General features: G+C 43.4%; 13 protein-coding genes. 10 read left to right on the forward strand and 3 right to left on the reverse strand.

Translation table 11 applies throughout. The features are described from left to right. Nucleotides 1–29: 29 nt before the first annotated feature. From MHH63_RS10130 to MHH63_RS10140, 3 genes are read left to right on the forward strand one after another with little or no spacing between them, the layout of a single operon-like run. Nucleotides 30–917 (forward strand): carbohydrate ABC transporter permease, encoded by an 888-nt coding sequence (locus tag MHH63_RS10130; protein ID WP_076142466.1) that lies wholly within the window; start codon nucleotides 30–32, stop codon nucleotides 915–917. 33 nt (nucleotides 918–950) lie between these two features. Continuing rightward, nucleotides 951–2,006 (forward strand): glycoside hydrolase family 76 protein, encoded by a 1,056-nt coding sequence (locus MHH63_RS10135; RefSeq protein ID WP_256721064.1) that lies wholly within the window; start codon nucleotides 951–953, stop codon nucleotides 2,004–2,006. 12 nt (nucleotides 2,007–2,018) lie between these two features. Beyond that, on the forward strand, nucleotides 2,019–3,080 hold the full coding sequence (locus MHH63_RS10140) for a glycoside hydrolase family 76 protein (RefSeq protein ID WP_341171462.1): 1,062 nt from the start codon (nucleotides 2,019–2,021) through the stop codon (nucleotides 3,078–3,080). 64 nt (nucleotides 3,081–3,144) lie between these two features. Here the strand turns inward: MHH63_RS10140 and MHH63_RS10145 are convergent, their stop codons facing one another. After that, nucleotides 3,145–4,251, reverse strand: coding sequence for a glycoside hydrolase family 88 protein (locus MHH63_RS10145; protein ID WP_248548767.1), 1,107 nt, complete (start codon nucleotides 4,249–4,251; stop codon nucleotides 3,145–3,147). 212 nt (nucleotides 4,252–4,463) lie between these two features. Between MHH63_RS10145 and MHH63_RS10150 the strand changes: the two genes are divergently transcribed. After that, entirely contained in the window at nucleotides 4,464–5,918 is a 1,455-nt protein-coding gene (locus MHH63_RS10150) for a glycosyl hydrolase family 28 protein (RefSeq protein ID WP_341171463.1), read from the forward strand. A gap of 7 nt (nucleotides 5,919–5,925) precedes the next feature. Here the strand turns inward: MHH63_RS10150 and MHH63_RS10155 are convergent, their stop codons facing one another. Beyond that, nucleotides 5,926–6,783 (reverse strand): AraC family transcriptional regulator, encoded by an 858-nt coding sequence (locus MHH63_RS10155; RefSeq protein WP_076128265.1) that lies wholly within the window; start codon nucleotides 6,781–6,783, stop codon nucleotides 5,926–5,928. Nucleotides 6,784–6,904: 121 nt separating this feature from the next. Between MHH63_RS10155 and MHH63_RS10160 the strand changes: the two genes are divergently transcribed. The 3 genes from MHH63_RS10160 (at nucleotide 6,905) to MHH63_RS10170 (ending at nucleotide 9,939) form a co-directional block, all read left to right on the forward strand. Beyond that, the gene (locus MHH63_RS10160) at nucleotides 6,905–8,488 is read left to right on the forward strand and encodes a glycoside hydrolase family 43 protein (RefSeq protein ID WP_076302640.1); all 1,584 of its coding nucleotides are present in this window, start codon (nucleotides 6,905–6,907) and stop codon (nucleotides 8,486–8,488) included. A 92-nt stretch (nucleotides 8,489–8,580) separates the two neighbouring features. Next, nucleotides 8,581–9,414 (forward strand): hypothetical protein, encoded by an 834-nt coding sequence (locus MHH63_RS10165; protein WP_076304063.1) that lies wholly within the window; start codon nucleotides 8,581–8,583, stop codon nucleotides 9,412–9,414. A 162-nt stretch (nucleotides 9,415–9,576) separates the two neighbouring features. Continuing rightward, nucleotides 9,577–9,939, forward strand: a complete 363-nt coding sequence (locus tag MHH63_RS10170) for a DUF1304 domain-containing protein (RefSeq protein ID WP_076128270.1) — start codon at nucleotides 9,577–9,579, stop codon at nucleotides 9,937–9,939. A gap of 379 nt (nucleotides 9,940–10,318) precedes the next feature. Here MHH63_RS10170 and MHH63_RS10175 read toward each other — a convergent pair whose 3' ends face one another. Next, on the reverse strand, nucleotides 10,319–11,206 hold the full coding sequence (locus tag MHH63_RS10175; RefSeq protein WP_076194668.1) for a fructose bisphosphate aldolase: 888 nt from the start codon (nucleotides 11,204–11,206) through the stop codon (nucleotides 10,319–10,321). Between the two features lie 1,535 nt (nucleotides 11,207–12,741). Between MHH63_RS10175 and MHH63_RS10180 the strand changes: the two genes are divergently transcribed. From MHH63_RS10180 to gnd, 3 genes are all read left to right on the forward strand, one after another. Further along, nucleotides 12,742–12,903 carry a hypothetical protein gene (locus MHH63_RS10180; RefSeq protein ID WP_341171464.1) on the forward strand — a complete coding sequence of 54 codons (162 nt, stop codon included), beginning with the start codon at nucleotides 12,742–12,744 and terminating at the stop codon, nucleotides 12,901–12,903. Nucleotides 12,904–13,944: 1,041 nt separating this feature from the next. Further along, complete coding sequence (gene zwf / locus MHH63_RS10185; RefSeq protein WP_076278115.1) at nucleotides 13,945–15,480, forward strand: glucose-6-phosphate dehydrogenase; 1,536 nt, start codon at nucleotides 13,945–13,947, stop codon at nucleotides 15,478–15,480. A gap of 71 nt (nucleotides 15,481–15,551) precedes the next feature. Then, nucleotides 15,552–16,445: a phosphogluconate dehydrogenase (NAD(+)-dependent, decarboxylating) gene (gnd, locus tag MHH63_RS10190; protein WP_036688068.1), complete on the forward strand. Its 894-nt coding sequence runs from the start codon at nucleotides 15,552–15,554 to the stop codon at nucleotides 16,443–16,445. The last annotated feature ends 74 nt before the right edge of the window (nucleotides 16,446–16,519 follow it).

A 16,519-nucleotide genomic window follows, 5' to 3' on the forward strand; every position in this document is an offset into this window, starting at 1 on the left:
GGCTTGCCATGCAGAAGGGGGATAGAGGTATGGATACTAGCGGAAGTTCGTTATTAAAAAGAAGCTTAAGCAAATCTATCTATTATATAGTGTGCATAGTTATTGCTATCGTAATGTTTCTACCTTTTTATTGGAGTGTTCTTACATCCTTGAAGCCTGACGAAGAGATCTTCGCCATGCCCATCCGGTGGTTTCCTTCACATTTGACCTTAGAACACTATCGTAAGGCATTTACTACGGTTCCGTTTGCGCTCTATTTCTGGAATTCGCTTGTACTTGCAGTAGCGGGTGTATTGGCGAATCTGTTCTTTGGTTCTATCAGTGGTTATGCGTTCGCAAAATTGAATTTTAAGCTCAATAAGCCGATATTCCGCGTGCTGCTTGCGGCGATGATGATACCAGGCATTGTGACGATGATCCCCACGGTTTATGTCATGCGCCATATTCCTCTTTTTGGAGGAAATGATATTTTTGGTAGCGGGGGTAACGGGCTGATGAACTCATTCTGGGGGATTATTCTTCCGGGCGCTTCTGGAACCTTTGCTGTGTTCTTCATGCGGCAATTCTTTCTCACCTTGCCTAGTGACATGATGGAAATGGCCCGGATCGAAGGCTGTGGAGAGTTTAAAATATTTTGGCGGATATATTTGCCGTTGACTAAACCAGCGCTGGCTACTTTAAGTATCTTTACCTTCCAAGCGGGCTGGAACAGTTTCTTATGGCCAATGATTGTGCTGAATGATCCCGACAAAGCAACGATTCAAATGGGACTTCAAGCTTTTTCCTATAATTTTCAAACAGACTACGGTCCAATGATGGCTGGAGCGCTAGTAGCAATCTTGCCGATATTGGTGTTGTTTTTAGCGCTTCAGCGTTATTTTGTACAAGGGATAGCCTTCAGTGGTATTAAGGGCTAATGCAATAAAAATCGAACCAGGGAGAGAGTCTATATGAATCAATTGGAGATAGGGATTTGGGAGGAACGGGCGAATCAAGCACAAGCTGCATTGGATTCATTCTTCTGGAATGAAGCGATCAAAATGTACAATATAGAAACACCTTGTCCAAATGGAGAATGCAACACGATTTTTCATTATTGGTGGATGGCCCATGCTGTGGATGTATTGGTAGATGGACTACAGCGGACTGGAGAGAACTGGTATGCCAAAAGGCTTTCCGCATTTCATGAAGGTCTGCTACAACGAAATGGTGGTATGTGGCCAAATGAGTTGTATGATGATATGGAATGGATGGCTCTCGCGTGGCTTCGTGCTTATCAAGCAACAGGAGTGGAAGGTTATAAAGATACAGCCCTTCTTTTATGGAACGACATTCAGACAGGTTGGAACGAGCATATGGGCGGTGGGATTGCTTGGCAGAAATCACAGTTGGATTATAAAAATACACCAGCCAACGCACCGGCAGCTATACTTGCGGCACGCTTGTATCAAGCTTTTGGTGAAGCTGGCAATCTTGAATGGGCGTTAAAAATATACAGATGGCAAAAAGAGCATCTAGTAGATCCGGCAACGGGTTTTGTATGGGATGGCATGAATCGCACTGGCGATGGAAAGATCGATAAAGATTGGAAATACTCCTACAACCAAGGTGTTTTCATTGGTGCAGCAGTTGAACTGTACCGTATCACTAAAGAGCAGGAATATTTAGAGGATGCTCGTCTAACCTTTGCTGCCGCAGCCCATGAACTTGCTGACTCTGAGGGAGGTGTGCTGCCAGATGAAGGAAATGGTGATGCGGGACTGTTTAAAGGAATCCTGATTCGCTATACAGCTGAATGGGTCAAAGCTGATTCCGCAGCAGTTAAAGCTGTAGATTTCCTGCGAGCGAATGCAGAATGTCTCTGGGAACAAGGAAAGTCAGAGGATAAAGTGTTGTTTGGCACAGATTGGACTTCGACTTCCGCTGGTGTGATTCAGCTCAGCTCCCAGCTTAGTGCGATCAAGCTGCTTGAGAAGATGGCTGAATTAACTAAAGAACAGGGTTGAGGTGAGTTCTTAATGACACAAGCAAAGGAAGTCATAGAAGCAGTCAGTTGGCAGGAAAAGTCCGAGTGGTTCCAACAATGTCTACTACGTAATTATTATAATGCTGAGACGGGGATCATGAACCAATGGTATCCCAGAGCGTACAACGTTGCGGGGGAAAACTTTTATTATTGGTGGCAGGCTCATGTCATTGATATTTTAGTAGATGGTTATGAGCGTAGTGGAGATCCTGTGTATTCCTTGAAAATTAAGGAGCTAAGTCAGAGTCTGCAAGCTTATAACGGGGGGACTTTCAGGCATAATTACTATGATGATATGGAATGGACAGCATTGGCGTTGCTGCGTGCTTATCGGGTTACAGGACATGAAGCCTATTTAAGTGCTGTGCTTGATCTATGGGAGGATATTAAGACGGCTTGGAATGAACAGTTGGGTGGAGGTATGGCGTGGAAGAAGGATCAGCTAGATTATAAAAACACACCTGCCAATGCACCTGCCGTCATCCTTGCAGCCCGGTTATATGAACTTTTTCATAAGCAAGAGGATCTGGAGTGGGCGCTCCGTATCTATGAATGGAACAAGACATATTTGATGGATTCTACGACTGGTTTTGTGTGGGATGGGATGAATAGACTCGGGGATGGCCAGATCGATTACGATTGGGAGTTTACTTACTGTCAGGGGGTGTTTCTAGGCGCTGGCCTAGAGCTTTACAAGAATACGGGTGATGTTCATTACTTAGAAGATGCGAATCGAACGGCTAATACATGTATTGATCGGTTATGCGATCCAATTAATCTGATGTTGCCTGATGAAGGCATTGATGATACTGGATTGTTCAAGGGCATTCTGATTCGTTATTTGGTTCAGCTCTGTAAAATATCTCCTGTAAATATCCGTATTCGTGAGGTTATATTGGCCAATGCAATGCAGTTGTGGGAAAAAGGTCTGGATAAACAACTGGGTCTGTGCAGTTCATCGTGGGAAGTGAAACCGGAGCTTCCGGTTCAGCTGAGTATTCAACTCAGCGGCTTGATGCTTCTGGAGGGTGCTGCGGCACTGGTGAACGAATAGCCTGAAATATATAAAGACACCTCAAGAGAGGTGTCTTTTTGTTGTTTAAATTAACTATCTGCAATTAGAAAATCCGATGTTTCCAGCCATTTAATTTAGCGATAGCCTCAATATAATAGTAGTCTCCATAGATCAGGGATACATCAATGAAGGAATTGCCACTGCCAGTTCCGTGCAATAAAATCGCTTCATGCTCCGGCAGCTCCCAGGTTGCGTAATTTTCCGTCAGTGAGCGCAGAATTCGCTCCGCTGCATTTGCATATAGACTTTTTTCGCCTAAGGGTAAGATATCTGCTAGCTCTAATAATCCTGAAGCGGCTATAGAGGCTGCGGAGCTATCTCGGAACATCCGGGTATCATCCTCTAGGCGGAAATCCCAATAAGGGACTTGATCCTCAGGCAAAGCAGAGATGAAATAATGTGCGATCCGCTTAGCAGTGTTCAGGAAACGTTCATCACCAGTGTGGCGATAAGTATTGATAAAGCCGTACAATCCCCAAGCTGTTCCTCGGCTCCAAGAGGATTCAGCCGAGTAGCCTTGACCGCCAAAATTCTCAAGATAAGCACCTGTCTCTGCGTCAAAAGAAATAATATGTTTGGTGGATCCATCCTCACGTATGCCATATTGCATTGTCGTTTCGGCGTGGCTAATTGCAATATGCTTATAGCGGGGATCACCTGTCACTTTGCTGGCCCAAAACAGCAGGGAGATATTTAACATACAGTCGATAATTACCCAGCCGTATTTATCTTCATTCCATGCGCGGATGAATTTGCCTACAGGATTATAGCGGGCAGCGAGGAAATTCGCAGCTTCAATTCCTCTGCGCAGGGCATCTTCGTCACCTGTAATTGTATGTTTAATTACAGCTGTCGGAAGGAATTGGAATCCCACATCGTGATGCATCTCAACCGTTGGTTTAACAAACCATTCCTCCAAGGTACCGTCCCAATGCCAAGCAGCCTCCTTGTAAAGATCTTTTCCGGTCATATCATGCATGATCCAGAGGAGTCCAGGCCAGAACCCTGTAGTCCACCAGTCTGAACCGATATCATCAAATTTGCCATCTTTCCCGGCGAAATGCGGGCACTTGTCACCGATCTGCTCTACCATACGTTCCACTTTTGTATCAAGTCTACCCATGATTTCCTGCCAATAAGGGTGTGTCATTATTATTGCCTCCAGTGTAATTAGGATGTTATGAGTATAGCTTTCTAAAGCTCAGGAAAGTTGTGTTTTGATATAAGGAAATGTTTGATTATTGTCATGTTGAAGTTGGCTTATAATTTAAAACTGACAAAATACAAACATTTCTGCATAACACATTAAAACTTTATCGGTGTTGGAAGCGATACAATCGAAATGAACAGGAGGATGGTAAAGTGGATGATTTACAAGTATATAAAGCACCTAAAGATATCCCGGGACGTGAGGATTATAAGGTTAGAGTACGGCAGCCTGAAGGAGAATGGCATAGCTTGTTTATTTACGAGGTTAAGGTAGATATGCATGAGGTGCGTCTTGCATCCATGGCTTATTTTGATCTGGAAGGTACAGTAGAAGTTGAAGTCACCTGTCTTTATACGGAGATTGATTGTGTGAACATTGCTCCGGCTTCGCGAGGGATCTCTTACGAATATCATGGAAATACCATTTTGTTTAAGCTAACAGGTCCGCAAAAGTTATCGATTGAGATCAACGGTGATATTTTTCGAAATCTGCATTTATTTGCTAACCCTAAGGAGAAGGATGCCCCTCAACCAGAGGATGCTAATGTTCTAGTAGTCCAACCGGGTATACACCGGAAACCTGATCTTTTACGGCTGCTGGATAATGCCGCTGCTGATCCTCGTGAAAAAAGGAAGGTGCTTTATTTCGCTCCAGGCACACATTATATAGAAGAAACAGTATTGCCGGTCCCTTCGGAAACCACGGTGTATCTTGCGGGAGGTTCAGTGCTTGTAGGTTCCTTGGTATGCGAGGGAGTTCATGATGTATCCATTCGTGGTCGCGGTATAATTTATCTTGCGGATTTTCATCGATTCTCGGCCTTTCGAGGGATACGAATTGTTTTTTCACGATCTATAAATGTGGAAGGTATTACCGTGATTGATCCGCCACATTACAGCATTTTCATCGGGCAGTCTGAGCAGATTGTGATTGATAATTTCAAATCGTTTAGCACTCGGGGGTGGTCTGATGGCATTGATATTATGTCTAGTTCCGAGGTTAGGATCCAGGATGTTTTTATGCGTAATTCGGATGATTGTATTGCTATTTACGGCTCGAGATGGGATTTTTATGGGGATACCCGTAATATTAGCGTTCGTGATTCCATTCTGTGGGCGGATGTCGCTCATCCATTGATGATTGGTACACATGGGGATCATGAACGGAACGGAGACACCATCGAGTCTATTGTTTTTGCAAATCTTGATATCTTGAATCATCACGAACCGCAAGAGAACTATTGGGGGGCACTGGCGATTAATGCCGGGGATCGAAATAAGGTATGTAATGTTCTATATGAAAATATACGTGTGGAGCGTATTGAGCGGGGGCAGCTAATTGATGTGCGGGTGGTCTATAACAAGGATTACAATCCAGAGCCGGGGACAAGCATCCGGGACATTACATTTCGCGACATCAGCTATAGCGGGACGGCCAACCCTTCACGAATTTATGGATATGACGAAGAGAGAGCTGTTGAAAATGTGACCTTTGTCAATTTAAGGATCAATGGTGAACTGGTGGACGCCTCCCGCCCAGAGCTGATAGATATTAATCATTTTGCTAAAAATATACTCTTCGTGACTGAAAAAAATACGGTTGTGTAGATTGGATCTAATTACTTTTTCTATATTTTAATGGCGTCGTCCCTAGGACTCTTTTGAACAGTTGATTGAAATAAGAGGCATTTGGAAAACCAACAGTGATTCCGATTTGCTCCACAGGCAGGTCTGTCGTTCCTAACAAGCGGCAGGCCTGTTTGATCCGGCGGGCAGTCAGATAATCAACAAGCCTTCCTCCGGTTTCCTGATGAAAGATTCTGGAGATATAGGATTTGGACAAGTGAATCTCCTCAGCCAACTGATCCAGATTAACCTCCTCATGATAATGCTCTTCGATAAAACTCATGATTTTCTCAGAATAACGCAAGGTTCGCCGTTCTCCGGATTGGAATACATGCTGATCTTCAGTTCCTATATTGCTCAATAATTGAAGAATTAACAGTGAAATGTCTTCGGTATCCTCAGTCAGACTGACTTTTTTATTGTGATTATATTGCTCCAGAATCCACTCCACAGACTCAACGTGATCCTTAAGATCAAAGGCACAATGTGTATTTTTCCCTTGCCAAAGCGCTGTGAATAAAGCCTTCCTTTTCGCAAAACCCTCCAGCAGGTGTTCAGCAACATGTGGATCAATGTAGAAGATGGTTCGTTCAAAAGGACACTCGGGAGAAACCTCAGAATAGATCCGGTGCAGCTGATAGGGCTGGAAAAAGAATAACATTCCCCTGCGGATATCGTACATCTGCTGATTCACAACAACGTTTCCCTGTCCGCCATACACGAACATGACTTCACAGCATTGATGCCAGTGATAATAACCTTTGTAATAGTCGTCGGTATATATTTTATAATCCCAAATCAAGGTCTTATGTTCTTCAAAAACAACAGGTTCGAACAGCTGCTTCATAGGCCCTCCAAGATGACAAAATACAAACATTTTCTTATATCTCATTATAACTTTAATCGTTATGAAAGCGATACAATAAATACGTTAAACTATGAAAAATCCGGTAGTGGAGGGTAACATTATGACGCAAAAAATTGTTAATCCGGTGTTGGCAGGTTTTCATCCAGATCCGTCTTTTATTAGAGTAGGGGATGATTATTATATCGCAACCTCTACTTTTGAATGGTTTCCCGGTGTAGAAATCCATCATTCCAAGGATCTAGTTCATTGGCATTCCATTTCACGTGTGCTGACAGAAGCCTCACAAGTAGATCTGCGTGGTAACGTAAGCTCTGGTTCCATTTGGGCACCAGCGCTTTCTTATGATCAAGGCGTATTTTATCTGCTATTTACAGATGTGAAATCTCGCAAAAGTGTATATAAAGATCTGCATAATTATTTAATTACAGCGACGGATATCATGGGCCCGTGGAGTGAGCCGGTTAGACTTAATGGCAGCGGATTTGATCCATTTTTGTTCCATGATCTGGAAGGGACCAAATGGCTGCTTAATATGCGTTGGGATTTCCGTAAAAATCACAATAACTTCTCTGGCATCGTTATGCAGCAATATGACCCGGAGACTGGCAAATTAGCGGGACCTATCCATGAAATTTATAAAGGGACACCTATCGGAGTGACCGAAGGTCCGCAATTGTACCAGAAGGATGGGTACTATTATTTACTGACAGCAGAAGGGGGCACCGGCATCAACCATATGGTCACCTTAGCTAGAAGCCGAAGCCTCACAGGTCCTTATGATACGGATCCGGATTTCCCGATTATGACCACGGCACATGATCTGACCTACCCGTTTCAGCAAGCAGGGCACGGATCGCTCGTAGAGACTCAGAATGGGGACTGGTACATGGCGCATTTATGCACACGCCCGATTCCGGGAACGTCAACGATGAATCCGTTAGGCCGGGAAACTGCGATTCAACGTTGTGAATGGACAGAGGATGGCTGGTTGCGATTGGCCCACGGAGGGAAGCTGCCTGCATTGGAGACCATGGCTCCTGACCTGCCGATATTCACTTTTGAGGAGCTGCCAAACAGAGATGAATTTGATGGAGAGGTTCTTGGATTTCCATACCAAAGCTTGCGTGTGCCCTTTGATGAATCTTGGGTTAGCTTGAAGGAACGTCCGGGTTTTCTTCGTCTGCGCGGCAGAGAGTCGTTAGCTTCACTGCATGATCAGAGTTTAATTGCCCGACCGATTCAACATTTTGAATGCTCAGCTACAACCTGTCTGGAATTCGAGCCGAATAGCTTCCTGCAAATGGCTGGGTTAGTCCTCTATTATGATGACAGTGATTACTATTATTTGCGTGTTACCGCAGATGAGATTCGTGGAACTAGTTTGGGCGTTGTGCTGTGTAGAGGTGGCAAATACGATGAGATTTCCTCTATGCAGCTATCTGTGAAAGATTGGGATCGATATTACCTGAAGGCGGATATTCATGGACGTGATCTGTTGTTTTATGCTTCATCAGACGGGGTGAATTGGACAGCTGTCTGTACTCCCTTAGATTTTGGTACGCTTTCGGATGAATATGGCGGCAAGCTTGGCTTTACCGGTTCCTATGTCGGGGTATGTGCTCAGGATTTGGATCAGCAAGCGAAGCCGGCTTATTTTGACTATTTTGAATATAAAGCTTTATAGGTGTTCGGAAAAACCATAACATTCTTCATATTCTATTTTAGGATAAAATGTTAATTTTTACTTATCTTACATAGAAAGGGATGTTTGTGATTTTGAAAAAGACTTATAAAGTCGCAATAACCTGCACGCTCTTACTGAATCTGGCCCTGTCCTCTGCTGCAATGGCCGCACCCATCGACGTCGACGTGAGTAATTTGAAAGAAGTCCAAACTTCTGGACCGGAAAAGGCTTGGGTTGGAGAATGGAAGGGCGACGATACGATTATTGTGGACACACAAGGAAATGTTACTACAGTTGGAGAACTCAAAGAGTCATCAAGCTTTGTACCCCCGGCAGATGACAATCTTATTAATAATGAATTGTTAGCACCGGAGCTAATAACACCTACTTTTGAACCTGATGCTCCGCAAGCAACTCTAGCTTCCGCTTATGGTCATGCGTGGCCGTATACAGCCGAAAATAGTTATGGGATTAACTGTTATGGTTATGCCTTAAGATTTCCAGGGGCAATCAACCCTGGTGATGGAGACGGGGTCTCAAATGTCAGAGATCCTGCCTATTTTACTAACGTGTATTATACTGCTGGTCTTGTGGTTCAAGATGGCAATACGAATCCTTTATACTTTAAACCGGGTTGGCGGATACTTCCGGGCCGAACTGCAGCGATTAATTCCGATGAACATCGAATTGCACTAAGAGTGGGATGGATCGACTCAAATGGTAATGGTAAAGTCGATATTCCTGAGGATAACGTTGATTACCACTTCATGCTTCAAAATAGCTCAGGTCTATGGTCAGAGAAACATGGACATCAAGCGTCTCAAAATACGGGAATTTCAGATCCTAGCAATTTCGTCTGGAGCAATGGCTCTCTTTATGGTTTTTACAATAGCGTAACCGTTTATATTGCTGCAAAAGTATTTTAGAATTTCATAAAACATTACGTATGGAATAGCGGTAGTCTTTTTTTTGAAGATTATGGCTATTCTTTTTTAGCGTCGAATTGTTTATGAGATGTTGTATACACTTTTGAGTTTTAATGTGATACAATTAAATTGTACACAAATTAAAATAAGGTGGTTATTTTGATGGTATGGGTAGCTAATATTATGGTCGGTGTTGTTGCGTTAATACATATCTATATTGTTTATTTAGAAATGTTTGCTTGGTCAAAGCCAAAAGGGCTTCGAGTCTTTGGAATGACACAGGAAGTTGCGGATGCTTCTAAAACACTGGCAGCGAACCAAGGGTTATACAATGGATTTTTGGCGGCAGGTTTAATTTGGGGATTGGTTCATCCGAATGTAAATTTCGGCCATCAAATTGAAATCTTCTTCTTATCAACTGTTATAGTGGCAGCGTTATATGGAGGACTGACGGTGAAAAAGTCTATTTTATTTATGCAAGGACTGCCAGCTTTAATTGCATTAATCCTCGTGGTTTCGATTTAAGATAACATAGAAGTAATCGATTAGGTTTCTATCTCGCCTACATGCGTGGTGGAAGCCTGTTTTGCGTAAGATCAAGAAATTATTGGGTAAAGAAATGCACTGGATTAAAAACAGGAATTATGGATGGTGTACCAAGAAACAACAGAGAAGTGGTTGATTAATGTGTTTTAGCTACAGGTGTGGTCCTTAGATAAGATGTAAGGGACTTTAACAAACCCATTGCATGCTTGTGTGGGCTGAATGAGTAGACAGAATGGCGTTTAATCTGAAAGTTCTAGACTTTTAAAGTAAATTCTCATCATAAAAAAAGAGCTGCTACCCAGCAGGGAACACCTGTCAGGGAAACAGCTCTTTTTATGTGATGGTTTAAATGAGGATCTTATTTAATAGAGGCTGCATAAATCGCTTCTACAGATTTGGAGAGGAGCGCGTTAAACTCTTCTTCTGACTGCCCAGCACTTAGTCCCTGCGATAACGCACGTGAGAAGCTGGCGATCAGTCCTTGATTATGGGCGAGCTTATCGTTGGCCTCCGCTTGTGTGTAACCGCCGGACAAAGCGACAATTCGCAAAACATGAGGATTCTCCATTAATTCACGGTAGAAATTATTCTCCGTTGGGATGGAGAGCTTAAGCATGACCTTCACGTCTTTGCCCAGCGTAGACAATTGGGCTGATAGTTCTTCTTTTAGCAGCTTCTCTGAAGCCGTTTTATCAGCACTGTGGATATCAACTTCCGGTTCGATAATAGGAACGAGTCCCGCTGCTAAAATCTGCTTGCCGATTTCAAACTGCTGTTCAACCACCTTTTTGATACCGGAAGGATTAGCCTCTTTAATCACCGAGCGCATTTTTGTACCGAAGATGTTACGTTCGTTGGCCCGCTTCAGAAGATCACTCAAGCCGGGAATAGGCTTCATTAGTTGTACTCCGTCTTCAGGGTCGGCAAGACCTTTATCGATTTTCAGGAAAGGCACAATCCCTTTTTTCTCCCATAGAAAATCGGCAGTATATTGCCCGTCTATGGAACGATCCATTGTGTTCTCAAATAAGATTGCACCCAGTATATGCTTTGAATCAAATGCAGGGCTCTTGATAATGCGCGTTCTCATCTCGTGAACCAACCCATACATTTGATCTTCATTAGAGTAACTGTCCTCTGCAACACCATATTGCAGCAGCGCTTTTGGTGTACTGCCACCACTTTGATCCAAGGCAGCTATAAATCCCTGTCCCGTCCGAATTCGTTCCCATTGCTCCATATTCATGAAAATTCTCCTTCCTTTCGTGAACTGAATGAAAATTTATATGTTCATTAACTATAACACTTAATGTACCGGCTCTAAACAAATGGTATTGTAAACTTGGCAGGTAACTAGTCTAATGTGAGTGGTTTGAATCTGCGATATAAGGACTTCCGAATCTGATTGATCCATGGGGATGACGAGGTATCTACGTGTAAGGTCTCCTGAGTCCGATCTCAAGATGGTGCAGACTTGCAATCTTAGCATACGAGAACGAATCGACGTTTGAGGTCACCTGAGTCCGGACTAGCCAAGATTGATGATACTACAGCATCGTTCGGACTGTATTGCAGCTATTTAGATTTTTTGGAGTATTATTCAGAAGTATCGGACTGCATAGCTCTTATTGCCAAGTATTTGCTCCAATGAGGGGTGGATTTGGTTCAATAGCTGCATCTGAGTCCGATAGCATGGCGAAATGGGCTAAATCTGCGAAATAACGTCTCCTGAGTCCGAACTCATAGTTAGTGTGGACATCCAGTCTAGGTTGACGAGTATGAATCGATGTTTATGGTCATCTGAGTCCGGACTAGCCAAGATTGAAGATACTACATCATCGTTCGGACTGTATTGCAGCTATTTGGTGTTTTTGGAGTATTTTTCAGAATTATCGGACTGCATAGCTCTTATAGCCAAGTTTTTGCTCCAAAGAGGAGTACATTGGGTCGAATAGTTGCATCTGAGTCCGATAGCATGGCGAAATGACCTGAATCTGCGAAATAGCGTCTCCTGAGTCCGGACCATCGATGGCGAGGACTCGAAGCCTCCGCAGACGAGTAAGTATCGAAGTAGAATGTCACCTGAGTCCAAACCCATAGTTAGTGTGGACATACAGCCTAGGTTGACGAGTAAGTATCGTCGTATAATGTCAGCTGAGTCCGGACTAGCAAGATTGAAGATACTAGATCACCGTTCGGACTGTATTGCAGCTATTTGGTGTTTTTGGAGCATTATTCAGAAGTATCGGACCGCATAGCTCTTATTACCAAGTTTTTGCTCCAAAGAAGAGTGAATTTGGTGCAATAGCTACATCTGAGTCCGATAGCATGGCGAAATGACCAAAATCTGTGAAATATCGTCTCCTGAGTCCGGACCGTCGATGGCGAGGACTCGAAGCCTCCGCAGACGAGTAAGTATCGAAGTAGAATGTCACCTGAGTCCAAACCCATAGTTAGTGAAAACATGTAGCCTCAACTGACGAGAACGAATTGACGTCTGAGGTCATCTGAGTCCGGACTAGCAAGATTGAAGATACTACATTACCGTTCGGACTGTATTGCAGCTATTTGGTGTTTTTGGAGCATTTTTCAGAATTATCGGACTGCATAGCTCTTATAGCCAAGTTTTTGCTCCAGAGAGGAGCGAATTAGGTTTAATAGCTGCATCTGGGTCCGATAGCATGGCGAAATGGGCTAAATCTGCGAAATAGCATCTCCTGAGTCCGGACCATCGATGGCAAGAACATGTAGCCTCCGCAGATGAGTAAGTATCGACGTATAATGTCACCTGAGTCCGGACTAGCCAAGATTGACGATAATACATCATCGTTCGGACTGTATTGCAGCTATTTAGTGTTTTTGGAGCATTATTCAGAAGTATCGGACCGCACAGCTCTTATTGCCAAGTTTTTGCTCCAAAGAGGAGTATATTTGGTCGAATAGTTGCATCTGAGTCCGTTAGCAGGGCGAAATGACCAAAATCTGTGAAATAGCGTCTCCTGAGTCCGGACCGTCGATGGCGAGGACTCGTAGCCTCCGCAGACGAGTAAGTATCGAAGTAGAATGTCACCTGAGTCCGAACCCATAGTTAGTGTGGACATAAGGTCACGGCAGACGAGTACGAATCGACGTTTGAGGGCACCTGAGTCCGTTTCCTCCATGGTGTGGACATAAAACCACCGCAGATGAGTAAGAATCGACGTCTAAGGTCTCCAAGGTCTGATCTCGCCGCAGCCGGAGATGCGGGTAAACATAAATGTTACTCCAAACTGGATCTAAAGACGCTCTATGCGAACTTTTAAGTGATCCCCCAAAGCGCACACTTAGCAAACTACATTCACAGGGTACACCTAGCAAACTCAAGACATTCACAGGGTACTCTTAGCAACATTAACCTATCCCCAATGGTACTCTTTGCAAACGTCATCTCATCCCCAATCGTTCTCTTCACAGACTCCAAGTCACTCCAATGTGCTCAGCAAAAATTCCTTTGAAGTATTCTCAAGTAATATTCCTCGAAGCAGTCACTTTTTATGCTTAATTCCCAAACTTGGAATCAAATCGCATAGTCTTCATCAAGGCGCGCGAGACCAAACCACTCTATTACTTAAAGTTAGTTTGAAACACAGGGGAAGGATGAGCTTATTTAAGCGACTGGGAATTTTGTTTATGTTGTAAACAGCTTTGGATGAAGAATTTTAAATCAGAGTGTGTAAAGTCAGAACGCCAAAAGCCATGCTGGGAGCGGGTTGTTATCTTATTTGCGGATTATTTCCTAGTAAATTAATACGAATAATCCAATAAGATAATTGGTGTGACATTAATCATAATTACCAATTCGAAGCTTTGTGAAAATAATAACTTTTCGTAAATGTCGAAATGAGGTTGACGAATAAAAATATCAGTCGTATGATTGATTCTACTGAGTATGCTAGTAATTAAAAGTAAGTTAATAAATAATATATAATAGCGGGAGGAATGAAAGTGGAATCATCAACATTTGTGCTTTTTGGCGCTACAGGAGATTTAGCAAAACGTAAAATCTATCCTGCACTATATAACCTCTTTTTAGATGGTCAAATTTCAGGTCCTCTCTCAGTGATTGGATTAGGAAGAAGAGAAGTTTCAACTGAAGCTTTCCGTAAGCAAGTCCTGCAATCTTTGCAGACATTTTCTAGACAGCCGGCAGTAGAATCTCCACAGTTGCAGGTTTTCTTGGAAGCTTTTGAATATAGCGTTCTAGATGTAGGTAATACAGAGGATTATTTGAAGCTCCTGGAGCATGTTAAACGTCGTGAGCAATTTTTTAACATTCCGGAGAATCGGATGTTCTATTTATCGGTGGGTCCTGAGTTTTTCAAGGAAATTGCCGCCAATATTCACTCCAGTGGTCTGGGATCTACGAAGGGCTGGAAGCGTCTGATAATTGAAAAGCCTTTTGGTACAGACTTGCAAACAGCAAGAGAGTTAAATGACAGCTTGAATGCCGTATTTACTGAAGAGGAGATTTTCCGAATTGACCACTTCTTGGGTAAACCGATGGTTCAGAATCTGGAAGTTCTAAAATATTCAAATCCTGTGCTTAGAGCACTGTGGAAAAATCGGTATATCGCAAATGTGCAAATTACGGCGAGTGAGATTGTTGGCGTTGAAGAACGGGCAGGCTATTATGATAAAGCTGGGGCACTTCGTGATATGTTCCAGAACCATATGCTGCAATTGCTCATGATGATGGCGATGCAGCTTCCAAAAGGCAGTACACCTGAAGAGATCCGTGGGAAGAAAAGATATGTCATGGAGCGTCTCATTCCGCTAAGTAAAGACGAAGTTAATCAATATGTTGTCCGCGGACAATATGCTGAAGGTGAAATTAAAGGTAAATCTGTTGCAGGCTACTTAGATGAACCAGGAATTAGCCAATCCTCACAAAATGAGACGTTTATTGCAGCGCGTTTGTTTATAGATGATCCATTGTGGAATGAAGTTCCGTTCTATATCCGTACCGGCAAGAGAATGAAAGAGAAATCAACAAGAATTGTTATAGAATTTAAAGAACCGTTTAATGATAACAATAACAAAAATAAAGGAAATGACGTTCCAAATCTACTCATCATCGAGATCGGTCCGAATGAAGCCATTACGCTTCAGTTGAATACGAAGGATCAGCTGCAAAAAGGGAAACTTGAACCTGTCCTCGCTACTTATGAAGCCGGAACTTCAGACGTACCAGAAGCTTACGAAAATCTGATCTTTGATGCACTTCGTGGTGACGCCACTTTCTTCGCTCATTGGAAAGAAGTCGAGCTGTCATGGCAATGGGTTACACCAATCCAGGAAGCTATGGAAGAGGGGCTAATGCCACTTCATACCTATGCTTCAGGTTCTTATGGTCCAGATGCGGCTATGGAGCTTTTGGGTGAAGACCGCTGGTGGTTTGATGATACAGATCAGGAGTCAGATCTTCTCGACGCTCAAGCAGAAGTTGCAGCAGCGCAGGAATCTATACGGCCAGGGGCTTAAGCCCCTGCCTGTTTTTTTTGCCAATTTAGCTAAAATACATCACAAGAATCTATAAATCGGAGGGAATTTACATGAAAGTAGGATTAGTTGGGTTAGGAAAAATGGGTTTTAATTTGGGTCAAAATTTGCTGGATCATGGACATGAGGTTGTTGCTTTTGATCTGAATGCACCTGCTGTAGAAGAAATGAAAGCTAAAGGCGCTAGTGGAGCAGTAACGCTTCCAGAATTGGTACAGCAATTGGAAACACCAAGAATCATTTGGATCATGGTTCCGCATCAGGTCGTTGATTCTGTAATCGCTGAACTTACTCCACAGTTGTCTAAAGGTGATATCGTTATTGAAGCAGGAAACTCGCATTATAAGGAATCGATTCGTCGGTATGAGGAATTGAAGGAGCACGGAATTCACTTTATGGATGCAGGTACCTCTGGCGGTATGGAAGGGGCGCGTAATGGCGCTTGTTACATGGTTGGCGGAGATCCCGAAGCTTGGGAAGTTGTGGAGCCTATTTTCCGTGATACAGCTGTAGAAAGCGGCTTTTTATATGCTGGTAAAGCAGGTAGCGGCCATTTTCTAAAAATGGTGCATAACGGTATCGAATACGGCATGATGGCTGCTATCGGTGAAGGTTTTGAGGTTCTGGAAAAGAGTGAATTTGACTACAACTTTGAGGAAGTAGCTCGGGTGTGGAATCACGGCTCTGTAATCCGTTCGTGGCTGATGGAACTTGTGGAACGCGCCTTCTCGAAGGACGCTAAACTAGATGAGATTAAGGGCATTATGCATTCGTCTGGTGAAGGCAGATGGACGCTTGAAACCGCCTTTGATTTACAAGCGGCGACTCCGGTTATCGCTATGGCGTTATTGATGCGTTACCGTTCCCTTGAGACCGACACATTCACTGGAAAAGTAGTTGCTGCACTGCGGAACGAGTTCGGCGGACATGCTGTGGAAACTAAATAAGATTGGCCGACTCTGAATTGAGTGTTTACAAGCTCGAATTTCCCGCAATTTATGTTGCGGAGAAATTTGGGCTT

The sequence above is a fragment of the Paenibacillus sp. FSL H3-0310 genome, assembly GCF_038002785.1.
GTDB classification, from domain to species: Bacteria; Bacillota; Bacilli; order Paenibacillales; family Paenibacillaceae; genus Paenibacillus_AQ; species Paenibacillus_AQ odorifer.